Origin of the sequence: Streptomyces sp. DSM 40750 (assembly GCF_024612035.1) — a bacterium.
Taxonomy (GTDB): Bacteria; Actinomycetota; Actinomycetes; order Streptomycetales; family Streptomycetaceae; genus Streptomyces.
The window spans coordinates 7,416,951-7,431,734 of record NZ_CP102513.1; the positions used below are offsets into that span (position 1 = coordinate 7,416,951).

A 14,784-nucleotide genomic window follows, 5' to 3' on the forward strand; every position below is an offset into this window, starting at 1 on the left:
CTGGCCTCGTCGCACGCTTACCATGCGCCCAGTCGTACGTCAGTTCCCACTCGGCTCGTTCCGCTCGGTTCGTCCTCATCCACTCGTCCCACCCCGCTCGGTGTTAAGGAGCACGTGTACCCGTGGCCACACCCCCGCCCTCCGGGCCCCAGCCACCTCACGGCGGTGGCCCGTTCTCGCCCCCGGGGCAGCAGCCGCAGCCGTATGCCGTGCCCGGGCAACAGCCGTCTCCGTACCAGGCGGGCCCCCACCCCTGGGGCCAGGCCTGGGGGCAGACGTATCCGGTGCTGCAGCCGCCCTCGCCCGTCAACGGGTTCGCGATCGCCGCGCTCGTGCTCGGGGTGCTGTGCTTCCTGCCGGGGATCGGGCTGGTGCTGGGGATCCTCGCACTGGTGCAGATCAGGAAGAGGGGGGAGCGCGGCAAGGGCATGGCGGTGGCCGGAATCGTGCTCTCGACGATCGGCGCGCTGCTGATGACGCTCGCGTTCACCACGGGCGGCGCGCGCGACGCGTGGGACGGCTTCCGCGACGCGGCGAACGGCGTGGGCACCACCTTCTCGGTGAACAAGGGCGAGTGCTTCGACACGCCCAGCGGTTCCCTGGAGGGCTACGCGTACGACGTCGACATCGTGCCGTGCGACGGCGAGCACGACGCGGAGGTGTTCGCCAACTTCCCGATGCCGGACGGCGACTACCCGGGCGACGACGCGGTCACCGGCGTAGCCGACGAGAAGTGCTACGCGCGCTCCGAGTCGTACGCGATGGACACCTGGGCGCTCCCGGACGACGTCGACGTCTACTACTTCACGCCCACGCGGGAGAGTTGGCGGTCCGGCGACCGTGAGATCACCTGCATGTTCGGCAACGTGGATGCCGAGGGCACTCTGAAGGGCTCGCTGCGACAGGACGACACGACCCTCGACGACGACCAGTTCGCGTTTTTGAAGGCCGACGCGATCCTGAACGACGCCTACGACGGGGTGCCCGACACGGAGTACGTCGAGGACGACCTGGCCGGGCACAAGGCGTGGGCGACGGACATGGTTCAGGCCCTGGAACAGCAGACTGAGGCGCTGCGCGCGCACGACTGGGAGTCCTCCACTGAGCAAGCGGTCACCGACTATGCCAAGGCTCTGGACCGGGCGCGCGAGCAGTGGGAGGCGGCGAGCGAGGCGAGGGACGCCGACGCCTTCACCGACCACTGGGACAAGGCGTACCGGTTGACCGACGGGCCGAAGGTGGTCACCGCCCGCGAGGCTCTGGGGCTGGCCACCGAGGCGCCGACGTACGACGCGGAGGACGGCGGCGAGGGCGGCGGAGGGGAAGAGTCCGACGCGGAGGTGTGACGGCGGCCATAGCGGGGAGAAAGTGCCTGCGTAAAGCCCTCACCGGGGGCGTGTCATCACATCGAGTGATTCTCTGGCCTTTGCTTGCCTGGCACAACCCACGGTTGCCACGCTGTTGCTGTCTGTACATCCAGATGGGAGCGGCAAGTGACTTTCGGTGAGCAGCCGGCGTACCTGCGTGTCGCGGGTGATCTCCGCAGGAAGATCGTGAACGGTTCGCTGCCGCCGCACACCCGTCTCCCGTCCCAGGCCCGTATCCGCGAGGAGTACGGCGTTTCGGACACGGTCGCGCTGGAGGCCCGCAAGGTGCTCATGGCCGAGGGGCTGGTGGAAGGTCGCTCCGGTTCGGGCACCTATGTGCGGGAGCGGCCGGTGCCGCGTCGGGTCGCCCGCTCCGGGTTCCGGCCCGCCGGCGGGGCCACACCCTTCCGGCAGGAGCAGGCCGACGCCGCCGCGCGCGGGACCTGGGACTCGCGCAGCGAGCAGGTCGAGGCGGGCCGGACGGTCGCCGAGCGGCTCGCGATCCAGCTCGGCGACCGCGTGATGTGCACCAAGTACACCTTCCGGGACGCGGGGGAGGTGATGATGCTCTCCACCTCCTGGGAGCCTCTCGCCCTCACCGGTCGCACCCCCGTGATGCTCCCGGAGGAGGGCCCCCTCGGCGGCATGGGCGTCGTCGAGCGTATGGCCGCCATCGACGTCGTCGTGGACAACGTCACCGAGGAGGTCGGCGCCCGCCCCGGCCTGGCCGAGGAGCTGCTCGCCCTCGGCGGTGTCCCCGGTCATGTCGTCCTGGTCGTCCACCGCACGTACTTCGCCTCCGGCCGCCCGGTGGAGACGGCGGACGTGGTGGTCCCGGCGGACCGTTACCAAGTGGCGTACCACCTGCCGGTGAAGTGAGTGCGGCGGGCGTGTGCCGTTGGTCGGGGGAGCCGGCGTCCGGGTGCCCGCTGGCCGAGAGGGCCGGTGCGGTCGGGTGTCGACGGGTGACGGGGTGGGCCCTGCTCGTTCCGGTGAAGTCGGCCCGGCTGCTCGCCCGTTCGGGAAACCGGCTGATTTCGGGTGTACGGGACGGTGGCGCGGGCATGGGTCAAGTGGCCTTTGCCGGAGTGAAGTTGGAGCCGCCGCAGCCTGGGAGGTCTGTCCGAACGTAGTTCGAATTCAGTCGTTCTTGCCGCCGGGACACCATGGAGTCCAGCAGTAGCTCGTTTCGTGTGAATCGTGCTGGATCGCTGCTCGTTGAAGCGCTGGGGGGCGCGCGGGTAGTGATTGGCGGCGCGTTCGGAGGGGTGCGCCCGCCACATCTTGGCTGGTTGCGTACCTCTTTGTGAAAAGACGGATTCGCTGCGTGAAGGTTAGGCGTACGCTCGGGCATATGCGGACTGCGGTTTCCTTAGGTGGCGGGGCGCGGCGGGATCCGGGGACGGGACCTGGAGGAGCCGGGGCGGGAAGGAGCGGTGGGGGTCGATGAACGACGGCACGATCACGCTTCCCTGGCTCGTCATAAGGCAGGACGACAACGGCAATCGCTACCGGGTGGGCAGGTACGCGACGCGCGCCGAGGCGCAGGAGATCGCGGACAGCCTCGACAGTCGCGGCCACAAGCAGCTCTACTGGGTCGAGCGCATCAGTCAGAACGGGCAGAACGGTCAGAGCGGGAGTAAGTGATTCACCCCGCCCGGTGTACGTGCCCGCTCCCGTAGGCTCCCGCGCATGACCGAACCGATCGTGGTGGTGGGGGCCGCCCTGTTGAGCGACGGGCGGCTGCTCGCCGCGCGCCGCAGTGCACCGCCTGAGCTGGCCGGACGCTGGGAACTGCCCGGCGGCAAGGTGGAGCCCGGCGAGCCTCCCGAACAGGCGCTCGTGCGGGAGCTGCGCGAAGAGCTTGGTGTCGAGGCGAAGTCCGCGGAGCGGGTGCCCGGGGAGTGGGTGGTCCGGCCGGGGTATGTGCTGCGGGTCTGGATCGCGCATCTGCTGTCCGGTGAGCCCCGGCCGTTGGAAGATCATGACGAGCTGCGCTGGCTGACTGTCGATGAGGTGTGGGACGTCGACTGGCTGGATCAGGATGTGCCGGCGGTGATGGAGACGGCCCGGCTGGCTTGGGGTGACGGGGGAGGCTGAGTGGCCTCGGGGGGTGCTTTCTCGTACCCGCCGCCCCTGCCCGTCCCTCCCCCGCTCTCGGCTTCGCTCGAGCGGGGCCCCGTCCAGCCCCGTCCAGGGGTGCCGCCCCTTCGACCCGGGACCGCCCCTGGGGGTCGCCGTCACCAGACCCCACTGGGGGGTTGCCGTCCCCAGGCCCCCCGGGGATGAGTGGGGGGCAGTCGTGAGTTCGTACGTGCCGGAGCGTCGTGGCTTGTCGTGCAGTTCCCGGCGCCCCGTCGGGGGCGGGGATGGGCGGCTCGCTATAGAGTCGGCCCCGCTCCTGTCCGGGGCGGCGCGCGCCCTACGCCGTTCGTGCCACAGTGCGCCCTCGTGCGCGGTACTGCGGGTCGGATATCGGGTATGTGCCCATTAACCCCATGAAACCGGACAGGGTCTGCTTTCTGGACTGGGAAGTGATCGGCGTGACCGACAGCGGAGACGACTGCGCCGAGTGGACCTTTCCGGCGGAGCCGGGCGCGGTGCGCGATGCTCGGGCGGTGGTCCGCGGGCAACTGCGCGAGTGGGGGCTCGATGTGCTCGGGGACATCACCGCGCTGTTGGTGAGCGAGCTGGTGACCAACGCGCTGCGGCATGCGACGGGGCCCATCGGTGTGCGGCTCGTGCGTCCCGCCGACCCCTCGGGCACTCTCCTGGTCGAGGTGTCCGACCCGTTGCCCGATCCGCCCCGCGAGCGCGCGGCCGACGCCGACGACGAGAGTGGCCGGGGTCTGCAGTTGGTGGCCTGGTCGTCGCGGGCCTGGGGTACCCGCCCCGGAGGAGCGGGCAAGACGGTCTGGTTCGAACTGGCGGTTCCCGGCTGAGTGGTCCTGTCGAGGTACGGGACGAAGGACCTGGTGCACGACCGGAGTCCACGGCGTACGGCCCGGGGGAGGGGGCGGCTCCCCGGGGCGTGCGTGCGACCGACTGGTTCAAGCCAGTAGCGCTGGCTGCATTCTTTGGTTCGAGTGCGCATCGCCTGGTTAGAAGACTTGGGAGTATGTCGCGGCCGGTCCAAAAACGATCGGGACCGTGCTGTGATCGTGAACACCGTGTTGTGCGGCGCCGTAGTGCTGGATACTGCGGGCAGCCGCCCCTGGTGACCGAAGCCGGACGCGGTGAGCTGGAGGGGACGGTTCGCGTGAGCGAGATACCAGCGAAGGCCACGGAGTCCACGGAGTCCAAGGACCCGTCGGACCGCGCGAGGCCCGAGGCCGCAGGCGATTCCGGCCTGGGCGGAGCCACTCGCGACGGCGGGGCCGCACGCGACAGGACGGGCGACGGGCCGACGGGCCGTTCGTCCGGGAGTCGAGCGTCGGACGGGCGGGCGTCGGGCGGTCGTACGGCCGGGAGCCGTGGGGCGGCCGGGGCGCAAGGTGCTGCCGTCGGCGCCGCCGCGGCCGAGGGTGTCATGGCTGGTCACGGGACCGGCGACGCGATGTGGCAGACCAGTCCGCCAGGATCCATGTACGACTACATCAAGGTCGCCTCGTTCTCCATCGGCGCCGACGGACTCGTCGACCAGTGGAGCCTGCGGGCCGAGCAGTTGTTCGGCATATCGGCCGAGCGGGCCGTGGGCATGGACCCGATCGAGGCCTTCATCGACCCCGATCGGCGCGAAGAGGGCCAGCGGAAGATGGCCGAGGTCCTCGACGGCCGGGAGTGGACCGGAGTGGTCCCCTTCCGGGTGTCGGGCCCCGAGGGGGCGGAGGGACTCGCCGAGGTTTATGTGATGCCCACCACGGTGGAGGGCGGCGAACGGGCCGCCGTGTGCATCGTGGTGGACGTCCGGACCCTGCGCCGGATAGAGACCGACCTTGCCGCTTCGCAGGCGTTTTTCGGCCAATCTCCGTTCGGTTTCCTTCTGATAGACGCCGATCTCCGGGTGAGGCGCGCCAACCAGCGCTTCGCCTCCCTCTACGGCGGCGACGTCGACGACCACCGGGGCCGGGGCGTCCGCGACTACTTGCAGTCCCCGGAGGCCGAGCGGGTCGAGGCGACCCTGCGGCGGGTCATGGAGACCGGCGACCCGATCACGGACATGCACATCACGGGCTTCGTGCCAGGCCCCGAAGAGCGCCGCCACTGGTCCATCAACCTCTACCGCGTGCACAGCGGCACCGGCCGCCCCATCGGCATCGCCTGGCTCGGCACCGACATCACCGCCCGCCGCGCCGCCGCCCGCGAAGCCGCCGCCGCCCGGCGGAACCTCGCCCTCCTCAACGAGGCCGGCTCGCGCATCGGCAACTCCCTCGACCTGGAGACCACCGCCCGCGAACTCCTCGACGTCGTCGTCCCCGGCTTCTGCGACCTCGCCACCGTCGACCTCTACCAGGGCCTCCTGGTGGGCGACGAGACCCCGCCCGGGCTCGCCGACGGCAGCGCCGAACTGCGCCGGGTGGCCTTCGCCAGCGCCGTCTCCGACGCGCCCTTCGTCGGCGGACCCGCCCCCGTGCGCGTCGGCGCGGTCCACCACTACCCGTTCAACTCGCCCTGCGCGGACGCCCTGCGCACCGCCCGCCCCCAGCAGGTGCCCGAGGAGGGCAACCTGATCCAGTCCACGCTCGCGGTGCCGATGGTCGCCCACGACACCGTCGTAGGACTGGTCCAGTTCTCCCGTACGAAGGGCAGCGAGCCGTTCGGTGAACGGGACCGCGCGCTCGCCGTGGAGTTGGCCGCGCGCGCCGCCGTCTGTATCGACAACGCCCGCCTGTACCGCCGCGAGCACGAGCGCGCCCTCATCCTGCAGCGCTCCCTGCTGCCTCCCGGCGACCCCGAGGCCTCCGGGCTCGACATCGCCTGCCGCTATCTGCCGGGCAACGCGGCCACCGAGGTCGGCGGTGACTGGTTCGACGTCATCGAACTCCCCGGTCACCGCACGGCACTCGTCGTCGGCGACGTGATGGGCCGCGGACTGCGGGCTGCGGTGGCCATGGGTGAACTGCGCACGGCCGTCCGTACGTTGGCCCTGCTGGACCTCGAACCCGCCGAGGTCCTCTCGGCCCTCGACGAGATCGCCCGTGGCCTCGGCACCTCCGGCGGCGCCCAGTCCGCCTCACGCACGGCCGCCAGCCGCCCCCGCGACAAGGACCTCTCCGAGGTCTACCTCGCGACCTGCGTCTACGCCGTCTACGACTCGGTGACCCGCCGCTGCACCTTCGCCAACGCGGGCCATCTGCCGCCGGTGTTGGTCGAGCCGGGCGAGAGCGCGCTGATGCTCGACGTGCCGCCGGGCATGCCGCTCGGCGTCGGCGGCGAGCCGTTCGAGGAGGTAGAGGTCGAACTGCCCGAAGGCGCGCTGTTGGCGCTCTACACGGATGGACTGGTCGAATCCCGAGACCATCCCCTCGACGAGGGCCTCCAGGCGTTCGTCGGCGCGCTCACCGACCCAGCCCAGCCGCCGACCGCGCTGCGCGCCGACGCGCCCCGGTCGCTGGAGGACGTCTGCGACCACGTCCTCAACACCCTCGACACCCACCACGGTGAGGACGACATCGCGCTGCTCATGGCACGTGTCCAGGGGCTGCCCGAGGACTCCGTCGGCGACTGGACGCTGCCGCGCGAGCCGCGCAGCGTCGGCCGCGCCCGTGAGTACGCGCGCGGACGGCTGCTGGCCTGGGATCTGGAGCCCCTCGTCGACACGGCGGAGCTGCTGGTCAGCGAGCTGGTCACCAATGCCCTGCGGTACGGAGAGGGCGAGATACGGCTCCGGCTCCTCCTCGACAGAACGCTCGTCTGCGAGGTCTGGGACGCCGGCCTCGTCCAGCCGCGCCGGCGCCGCGCCCGTGACACCGACGAGGGCGGCCGCGGCCTCCAGCTCGTCGGCCTGCTCTCCGCCGCGTGGGGCTCCCGCCGTACGCCGCGTGGCAAGACGGTGTGGTTCGAACTGCCGCTTCCGGGTGGCGAGAACGGGCTGACGGATCCGGCGGAGGCGTTGCTGAGCCTGTTCTAGGGCGCGCTTCTTTCGTGCGGCGTGTCTGCGTTTCCTCTTGGCTTCTCTCGGCCGCTCTCGGCTGCGGCTTTCCGGTGGGTGGGCGATGGGCCGTCGCGCAGGGGTGGTTGCGGTTGTTTCCGGACTGCTGGTGCGTTGGGGCCGGTCGCGCAGTTCCCCGCGCCCCTCTGCGGGGCGGTGTCAGAACTGGCCGCCCACGGCCCTGCGGCCGCGGGTCGCCGTGCCGCCGTAGCAGGCCGGGCCCCGCAGGTCGCCCCGTCCACCGCCGCCGGGTGCCTCGCCGAGGATGATTCCGCCCAGCAGGGCCCCGGCCAGGCCGTCGCCGACGCGGCCACCGTACGGGTTTCCGTACGCCCGTACGTCCTGCTCGGCCAGCTGTCGGGCCTCCTTGGCGAGGGCGTGGGCGCGCCGGGCATGCGGGGCGTCGGCGCTCCCGGAGTCGGCGGCCTCGTCGGTCGTGGCCTCGGGCTCGGTCCCGGCCCGGGTCCCGGTCCGGGCTCCGGCTCCGGATCCGGTCCCGGCTCCGGTCCCGGTCCCGGGGATGTCCGCTTCGGCCTGTGCCAAGTGCCGTTCCGCCTCCGCCAGTCGGGTTCTGGCCGTCGCCCCCACCGCGCCGCGATGCGTGGTGACGAAGTCCGTCGCGGCGGCGACGGTGCTGCGAGCCGGGAGGAGCCAGCGGCCCTGGCGGCGGAGGACGTCGAGGGGGTCGTCGTACGGGCCGGTGAAGGGGGCTCCCTGCTTCGCGGCGTCGGCGGCTCGCGCCAGCTCGACGGCGAGTCGCTCCACCCCGGTCACGAACACGTCCGCCTGGTCGATCGCGCCCTCGGCGGCCCGTAGGTGTACGGCCGCGGTGGTCAGAGCACCCGGATCGGCGGCCTGGCGGGCCCGGTTGAGCTCGGTCGTGGCGAAGACCAGGCGGTCCTTGGCCTGTTCGACGTGGCCGGCGACGGGGAGGGAGGCGGCCGGGGCGTAGCCGTCGCGGAGGGCGGTGAGGGTGGTGGCCGCGGTCGCCGTACGGCCGGTCAGCTCGCGGAAGCGGGCCTCCGCGTACTCCAGGGCCGGGGTGATCTCCCGTTCCAGGGCGCGGAGTTGATCGAAGGCGGGCGTCGCCGTGTCGAGCCGCCGCTGGGCCGTCGTGCACCGGGTGAGGATCTCCTCCAACAACGCGCGCTCCTCGCCGGGCGGCGAGGCCCCGGCCTCCTCGTCCAACCGCTGCCCCGCCCGAAAGGCCGCCGCCAGCGCACCCCGCGCATCCGCCAACGCCTCCGCGAACGGTGTGACCGCGTCCTGGGCCGCAGGCGTCTCCGCGTAGGGCTTCGTCGGATCGAGCGGAGTCGGTCGCTCCGGGTACGGCCTGACCGGGACAGCGTCCGTCGGCCGCTCCGCGTGCGGCTCGGCGTCGCCGTCGTTCGCCGGGCCTCCTGGGGATGGCTCGGCGTCGTCGCGACTCGCCGGCTTCGCCGCGTGTTGCCCGACGTCGCCGTGGCCTGCCGGACTCTCCGCGGAGGGTTCGGTGTCGTCGTGGCTCGCCGGGCTTCCCGCGTGTGGCTCGGCGTCGCTGTCACCCGTCGGCCTTTCCGCGTGTGGCTCGGCGTCGCTGTCACCCGTCGGCCTTTCCGCGTGTGGGCTGTCGGCGTCGCCGCGACCCGTCGACCGCTCCGCGCGCGGTTCGGTCTCGTCGCTGCCCTGCCCCTCTTCCGTGAACCGCTCGGCAGCCGTACGGCCCGGCAGGGCTGCCGCGAAGCGGAGTTCCTCGGCGCTGGTGCGGACGCTGTCGTCGGTTTCGACGAGCAGCCGCTGGGCCCGGCGGTGGAGGTCGGGCAGCGGAGTGACCGACGGTTCGAAGGTGCCGGTCGGGGTCGTACGCAGCTGGGCGCGGCGCCTGCGTCGTACGAGTGAGTACACGGCGACGGCGACCGCCGCGCCCGCGGCGGCCACCGGCATGATCAGATCCACGCCGGAGGCCTCGTCGTCCCCAGGCGCCGCAACGCCGACGGGAACCACGGGCCGCTGCCCGCCGGTACCCGGCACCACGGGCGGTCCGGCGACGGCCGGACCGACGAACTGCGTGCCGGCGGCGAGTGGCACAGGCGGGTCGCTGATGGTCGCCCCCGTCGCCGTGGGCAGCAGTAGCCAGCCCAGGGCTACCAGGCCCCCGAACGCGGTGTGGGCCAGGCGCACGCCTATGTGCGACGTGGCGCCTCGCGTTCGGCTCTTCCTCAGACGCGACGTCACATTTGGGAGCGTATGGCCGGTGTCGAGCGGTCGCGAGTGGGGTGGGGCGGAGTGGGCGAAGCGGAGGCTGGCATCGATGGCGAGGGCATGTCATGATCGCCTCGCTCGGGAAGGGGGGCGGCGGGACATGCTGACGAACATCGTGATCGGGTGCCTCGCGGCGGCCATGGCGGCCACCGCCGTGCTCGGCGCCATCGCGATCCGTACGCGGTGGATGGTGCCGTGGCTGCGCCGCAGCACGCTGCGGCCGGTCCTGTGGGGCTACGCGTCGCTCGCCGGCAGCGCGGGAATGGGCCTGTGGTCCTTCGGCATGATGGCTGATCGCGCGGACGTGTACGGCCTGGCGGGCCTGATCCTGCTGATCACGAACGCGGTGCTGTCGTTCCTCGCGACCCGCCCCGGCCGCGTCACCACCCCGTGACCGCCGCGCGCCGCCCCCTCACCCGCGGCGAACTGGAGCCCCTGGCCCGCGCCGCCGCCGGCCCGGACCGCCGCCTCAACGCGGTCACGCGGCTGCGCGGCGGCAGCAAGAAGGGCGTGTACCGGCTGACCTTCGACGACGGCGGCACGGTGGTCGCATACGTCTGGTCCCCGGACGAGGACTACTGGACCGGCACCGAGGGGACCGCCGCCCCCGACCCACGCGACCCCTTCTCGCACGCGTCCGGCATCGACCTGTTCACCGCCGCCCACGACCGGCTCGCGGCCCTCGGCGTCCGTACCCCCCGCCTGCTCCTCGCCGACCGCACGGGCCGTCACCTCCCGGCGGACGCGGCCGTCGTGGAGGACGTACGTGGCGGGACCCTGGAGGAGGCGCTGGAGCGCGATCCCGGGGCGGCGGCAGGCACCCTGGAGCGGCTGGCGGGCGCGCTGGAGACCATGCGTGCCCGCGTGTCGGGGCAGGCCTTCGGCAAGGTCGGCGTCGTCGAACAGGGCGGCACCTCGCACGGTGCCTCCTGCGTGGACGTCGTACGGGACCGCGCTCTGCGGGACATCGTGGAGGCGGCAGGCCGGGACGCCCGTATCGCAGAGGCGCGTGAGGCGCTCGACGAGCGGATGCACGGGCTCGCCTCCGCCGTCCGGCCCCGTGCGCGGCACACCCTGATCCACGGCGAGCTGGGCCCGGACCACGTCCTCGTCGGGGCCGACGGAGAGCCGGTCCTGGTCGACATCGAGGGGCTGATGTACTTCGACCCGGAGTGGGAGCACGTGTTCCTGGAGCTCCGGTTCGGCCCCCACTACGACGTCCTGCGCGCCCCCGGCCTCGACGAGGACCGGCTCCGCCTCTACCGCCTGGCCATACGGCTGAGCCTGGTCGCCGGCCCGCTCCGCCTGCTCGACGGCGACTTCCCGGACCGGGAGTTCATGCGGACCATCGCCGAGCACAACCTCCGGCAGGCGCTCACCCTGCTGAGGAACGCCTCCTGATCTTCGAGCCCAGCCACACCAGCGGGTCGTACTTGCGGTCGACGGCACGTTCCTTGAGGGGGATCAGCGCGTTATCCGTGATCTTGATGCCTTCGGGGCACACCTCCGTGCAGCACTTGGTGATGTTGCAGTAGCCGAGACCGTGTTCGTCCTGGGCCGTGCGCTTGCGGTCCAGGCCGGACTCCTCGGCCGCGTCCAGCGGATGCATGTCCAGCTCGGCGACCCGCATCAGGAAGCGGGGGCCGGCGAAGGCCGGCTTGTTCTCCTCGTGGTCGCGGACGACATGGCAGGTGTCCTGGCAGAGGAAGCACTCGATGCACTTCCGGAACTCCTGCGGGCGGTCCACGTCCTCCTGCATCATCCGGTACTCGCCGGGGCCGAGCTTCTCCGGCGGTACGAAGGACGGGACCTCGCGCGCCTTGGTGTAGTTGAAACCCACGTCCGTGACCAGGTCACGGATCACCGGGAAGGCCCGCAGGGGGGTGACGGTGATCGTCTCCTCCCGCTCGAACACCGACATCCGGGTCATGCACAGCAGCCGGGGCCGCCCGTTGATCTCGGCCGAGCACGAACCGCACTTGCCCGCCTTGCAGTTCCACCGGACGGCGAGGTCGGGGGCCTGGGTCGCCTGGAGCCGGTGGATGATGTCGAGGACCACCTCGCCCTCGTTGACCTCGACCTTGAAATCCTCCAGGCCGCCACCCTGTACATCGCCCCGCCACACCTTGAAGCGGGCCTCGTAGCCGCTCATGACCGCGGCTCCTCGTAGCTGCTCACTCGTACAGCTCCTCTTCGGCGAGGTACTTGACCAGCTCCTCCTTGTCGAACAGGGCGAGCAGGTCGGGGCGGATGGGATCGGTGGTCTCACGGGTGAGGGCGATCTGGCCGGCGACGGGGTCCGTGGCCGCCGACCCGCCCGTCGGATCGGTCAGTCGGCACAGCAGGTTGATACGGCGCCAGTCGCGGTCCATCGTCGGGTGGTCCTCGCGGGTGTGGCCGCCGCGCGACTCGGTGCGCTCCAACGCCGCCCGTGCCACGCACTCGCTGACCAGCAGCATGTTCCGCAGGTCCAGGGCGAGATGCCAGCCCGGGTTGAACTGCCGGTGCCCCTCGACACCCGCCCGGCGCGCCCGCACCCGCAGATCGGCCAGCTTCTCCAGCGCCTGCCCCATCTCGCCCTCACGGCGGATGATGCCGACCAGGTCGTTCATGGCCTGCTGGAGCTCCTGGTGGAGGGTGTACGGGTTCTCCGGCGGCCTTCCTTCCTCCTGGCCCGGCGCCGGGCCCTCGGCGGAGAACGGGCGCAGCGCCTCGGCGGCGGCCGTGTCGACCTCGATGTCGTCCACCGGAGGCCGTTCCCCGGTGAGTCCCGCCGCGTGCTCGGCCGCGTGCAGCCCCGCCCGGCGGCCGAACACCAGCAGGTCGGAAAGGGAGTTGCCGCCCAGCCGGTTGGAGCCGTGCATACCGCCGGCCACCTCACCGGCCGCGAACAGACCGGGCACCCCGCGCGCCGCCGCCGTGTCCGACTCGACCGCGATACCGCCCATCACGTAGTGGCAGGTCGGCCCGACCTCCATCGCCTCCGCCGTGATGTCGACGTCCGCCAGCTCCTTGAACTGGTGGTACATGGAGGGGAGCCGCCGACGGATGGTCTCCGCCGGCATCCGCGTGGACACGTCCAGGAAGACCCCGCCGTGCGGGGAGCCCCGGCCCGCCTTCACCTCGGCGTTGATGGCCCGCGCCACCTCGTCACGCGGCAGCAGCTCGGGCGGGCGCCGGTTGTTGTCCGGGTCCTCGTACCAGCGGTCGCCCTCCTCCTCGGACTGCGCGTACTTCTCCTTGAAGACGTCCGGGATGTAGTCGAACATGAACCGCTTGCCCTCGGAGTTGCGCAGCACACCGCCGTCACCGCGCACCGACTCCGTGACGAGGATCCCCTTCACCGACGGCGGCCAGACCATGCCCGTCGGATGGAACTGCACGAACTCCATGTTCAGCAGGGGCGCGCCGGCCAGCAGCGCGAGGGCGTGCCCGTCACCCGTGTACTCCCACGAGTTCGACGTCACCTTGAAGGACTTGCCGATGCCACCGGTGGCGATGACGACGGCGGGCGCTTCGAGGACGAAGAAACGGCCCGACTCGCGCTCGTAGCCGAAGACCCCGGACACCCGGCCCGCGGCGGAGCCGCTGTCGGATGCCGTGTCCTTCAGGACCCGGGTGACCGTGCACTCCTGGAAGACCTTCAGCCGGGACTCGTAGTCACCGGTCTCCTTGTGGTCCTCCTGCTGGAGGGCGACGATCTTCTGCTGGAGGGTGCGGATGAGTTCGAGGCCCGTACGGTCGCCGACGTGGGCGAGGCGTGGGTACTCGTGGCCGCCGAAGTTGCGCTGCGAGATGCGGCCGTCCTTCGTACGGTCGAAGAGGGCGCCCCAGGTCTCCAGCTCCCACACGCGGTCGGGGGCCTCTTTGGCGTGCAGCTCCGCCATCCGCCACTGGTTGAGGAACTTGCCGCCGCGCATGGTGTCGCGGAAGTGGACCTGCCAGTTGTCACCGGAGTTGACGTTGCCCATGGCGGCCGCGATGCCGCCCTCGGCCATCACCGTGTGGGCCTTGCCGAACAGGGACTTGCAGATCACGGCCGTACGGGCGCCCCGTTCACGGGCCTCGATCGCGGCGCGCAGTCCGGCGCCGCCGGCGCCGATCACGACGACGTCCCACTCCTGTCGTTCGACCACGGACATCAGAACAACCTCGGATCGTCGAAGGCGCCGGACGCGACCAGGTACACATAGAAATCGGCGAGCGCCACGCTCACCAGTGAGACCCAGGCGAGCAGCATGTGACGGGCGTTCAGCCTGCCGACCCACTGCCACATCCGGTAGCGCACGGGATGCTTGGAGAAATGCTTGAGCTTGCCGCCGACGATGTGCCGGCACGAGTGGCAGGAGAGGGTGTACGCCCAGATCAGCACGATGTTGACGAGGAACACGAGGGTGCCGAGGCCCATGTGGCCCCACTCGTAGTTCTCGTCGCGGAAGGCCAGGACGGTGTCGTAGGTGAGGATGCCGGCGACGACCAGGGCCGCGTAGAAGAAGTACCGGTGGAGGTTCTGCAGGATCAGCGGGAAGCGGGTCTCGCCGGTGTACTTCTTGTGCGGCTCGGCCACCGCGCAGGCGGGCGGGGACGCCCAGAAGCCCCGGTAGTACGCCTTGCGGTAGTAGTAGCAGGTCAGGCGGAAGCCGAGCGGGAAGATCAGGATGATGATCGCCGGTGAGATGCCCCACCAGGCGCCGAAGATCTCCCAGTTGGGGCCCGCGTGCATGGGCTCGCAGCGTTCCGCCAGACAGGGCGAGTAGAACGGCGAGACATACGGGGCGGCGTAGTAGTGCTCGTCCGCGAAGGCCCGCCAGGTCGAGTACACGATGAAGGCCAGCAGACCGGCGGCCGTGGCGGCGGGGGCCAGCCACCAGCGGTCGGTGCGCAGATGCGGTTCGGTGATCGCGGCGCGCGTCGGGGACACCACGCCGCCGGACATCCCCTGATCGAGTGATGAGCGCGTCATCGGCTTGTAGGACCTCCGGTGATCTCCGCTGGCGTTGGGGGTGCGATCCGGGACGTCCGGCCGTGAGGCCGACTGTGTTGCCCCTGGCCCACCAGGGAGATGAGCCAGGGCCTCATCGTGGT

12 protein-coding genes are annotated in these 14,784 nt (G+C 71.4%); 8 read left to right on the forward strand and 4 right to left on the reverse strand.

Annotated elements, in window-relative coordinates; all coding sequences use genetic code 11:
• Positions 1-122 precede the first annotated feature (122 nt).
• The 6 genes from JIX55_RS33135 (at position 123) to JIX55_RS33160 (ending at position 7,437) form a co-directional block, all read left to right on the forward strand.
• Positions 123-1,346, forward strand: coding sequence for a DUF4190 domain-containing protein (locus JIX55_RS33135; protein ID WP_257566898.1), 1,224 nt, complete (start codon positions 123-125; stop codon positions 1,344-1,346).
• A gap of 147 nt (positions 1,347-1,493) precedes the next feature.
• Positions 1,494-2,246, forward strand: a complete 753-nt coding sequence (locus tag JIX55_RS33140) for a GntR family transcriptional regulator (RefSeq protein ID WP_257566899.1) — start codon at positions 1,494-1,496, stop codon at positions 2,244-2,246.
• 567 nt (positions 2,247-2,813) lie between these two features.
• Positions 2,814-3,014: an SPOR domain-containing protein gene (locus JIX55_RS33145; RefSeq protein WP_257566900.1), complete on the forward strand. Its 201-nt coding sequence runs from the start codon at positions 2,814-2,816 to the stop codon at positions 3,012-3,014.
• 45 nt (positions 3,015-3,059) lie between these two features.
• Entirely contained in the window at positions 3,060-3,467 is a 408-nt protein-coding gene (locus tag JIX55_RS33150; RefSeq protein ID WP_257566901.1) for a (deoxy)nucleoside triphosphate pyrophosphohydrolase, read from the forward strand.
• Between the two features lie 398 nt (positions 3,468-3,865).
• Positions 3,866-4,309: an ATP-binding protein gene (locus JIX55_RS33155; RefSeq protein WP_257566902.1), complete on the forward strand. Its 444-nt coding sequence runs from the start codon at positions 3,866-3,868 to the stop codon at positions 4,307-4,309.
• A gap of 317 nt (positions 4,310-4,626) precedes the next feature.
• On the forward strand, positions 4,627-7,437 hold the full coding sequence (locus JIX55_RS33160; RefSeq protein WP_443046584.1) for a SpoIIE family protein phosphatase: 2,811 nt from the start codon (positions 4,627-4,629) through the stop codon (positions 7,435-7,437).
• A gap of 180 nt (positions 7,438-7,617) precedes the next feature.
• On the opposite strand, the gene JIX55_RS33165 is transcribed toward JIX55_RS33160, so the two are convergent.
• Complete coding sequence (locus tag JIX55_RS33165; RefSeq protein WP_257566903.1) at positions 7,618-9,672, reverse strand: hypothetical protein; 2,055 nt, start codon at positions 9,670-9,672, stop codon at positions 7,618-7,620.
• A gap of 127 nt (positions 9,673-9,799) precedes the next feature.
• On the opposite strand from JIX55_RS33165, the gene JIX55_RS33170 reads away from it, so the two are divergent.
• The gene (locus tag JIX55_RS33170; protein WP_257566904.1) at positions 9,800-10,093 is read left to right on the forward strand and encodes a hypothetical protein; all 294 of its coding nucleotides are present in this window, start codon (positions 9,800-9,802) and stop codon (positions 10,091-10,093) included.
• Positions 10,090-11,100, forward strand: a complete 1,011-nt coding sequence (locus JIX55_RS33175) for a phosphotransferase family protein (RefSeq protein ID WP_257566905.1) — start codon at positions 10,090-10,092, stop codon at positions 11,098-11,100. The genes JIX55_RS33170 and JIX55_RS33175 overlap by 4 nt, the downstream gene beginning before the upstream one ends.
• Here JIX55_RS33175 and JIX55_RS33180 read toward each other — a convergent pair.
• The 3 genes from JIX55_RS33180 to JIX55_RS33190 are packed head-to-tail and all read right to left on the reverse strand — an operon-like array spanning position 11,075 to position 14,662.
• Entirely contained in the window at positions 11,075-11,851 is a 777-nt protein-coding gene (locus JIX55_RS33180; protein ID WP_257566906.1) for a succinate dehydrogenase/fumarate reductase iron-sulfur subunit, read from the reverse strand. The two genes, JIX55_RS33175 and JIX55_RS33180, sit on opposite strands and share 26 nt — an antisense overlap.
• 22 nt (positions 11,852-11,873) lie before the next feature.
• Entirely contained in the window at positions 11,874-13,841 is a 1,968-nt protein-coding gene (locus tag JIX55_RS33185; RefSeq protein ID WP_257566907.1) for a fumarate reductase/succinate dehydrogenase flavoprotein subunit, read from the reverse strand.
• A complete protein-coding gene (locus JIX55_RS33190) occupies positions 13,841-14,662 on the reverse strand; it encodes a hypothetical protein (RefSeq protein ID WP_257566908.1) in 822 nt (273 codons plus the stop codon). The genes JIX55_RS33185 and JIX55_RS33190 overlap by 1 nt, the downstream gene beginning before the upstream one ends.
• Between the last annotated feature and the right edge of the window lie 122 nt (positions 14,663-14,784).

What these genes read in the sequence shown, in the direction of transcription:
- JIX55_RS33150 (WP_257566901.1), top strand. Translation starts at nt 3,060, where the DNA reads ATGACCGAACCGATCGTGGTGGTGGGGGCCGCCCTGTTGAGCGACGGG.
- JIX55_RS33170 (WP_257566904.1), top strand. Translation starts at nt 9,800, where the DNA reads ATGCTGACGAACATCGTGATCGGGTGCCTCGCGGCGGCCATGGCGGCC.
- JIX55_RS33180 (WP_257566906.1), bottom strand. Translation starts at nt 11,851, where the DNA reads ATGAGCGGCTACGAGGCCCGCTTCAAGGTGTGGCGGGGCGATGTACAG.
- JIX55_RS33190 (WP_257566908.1), bottom strand. Translation starts at nt 14,662, where the DNA reads ATGACGCGCTCATCACTCGATCAGGGGATGTCCGGCGGCGTGGTGTCC.
- JIX55_RS33185 (WP_257566907.1), bottom strand. Translation starts at nt 13,841, where the DNA reads ATGTCCGTGGTCGAACGACAGGAGTGGGACGTCGTCGTGATCGGCGCC.
- JIX55_RS33145 (WP_257566900.1), top strand. Translation starts at nt 2,814, where the DNA reads ATGAACGACGGCACGATCACGCTTCCCTGGCTCGTCATAAGGCAGGAC.
- JIX55_RS33155 (WP_257566902.1), top strand. Translation starts at nt 3,866, where the DNA reads ATGAAACCGGACAGGGTCTGCTTTCTGGACTGGGAAGTGATCGGCGTG.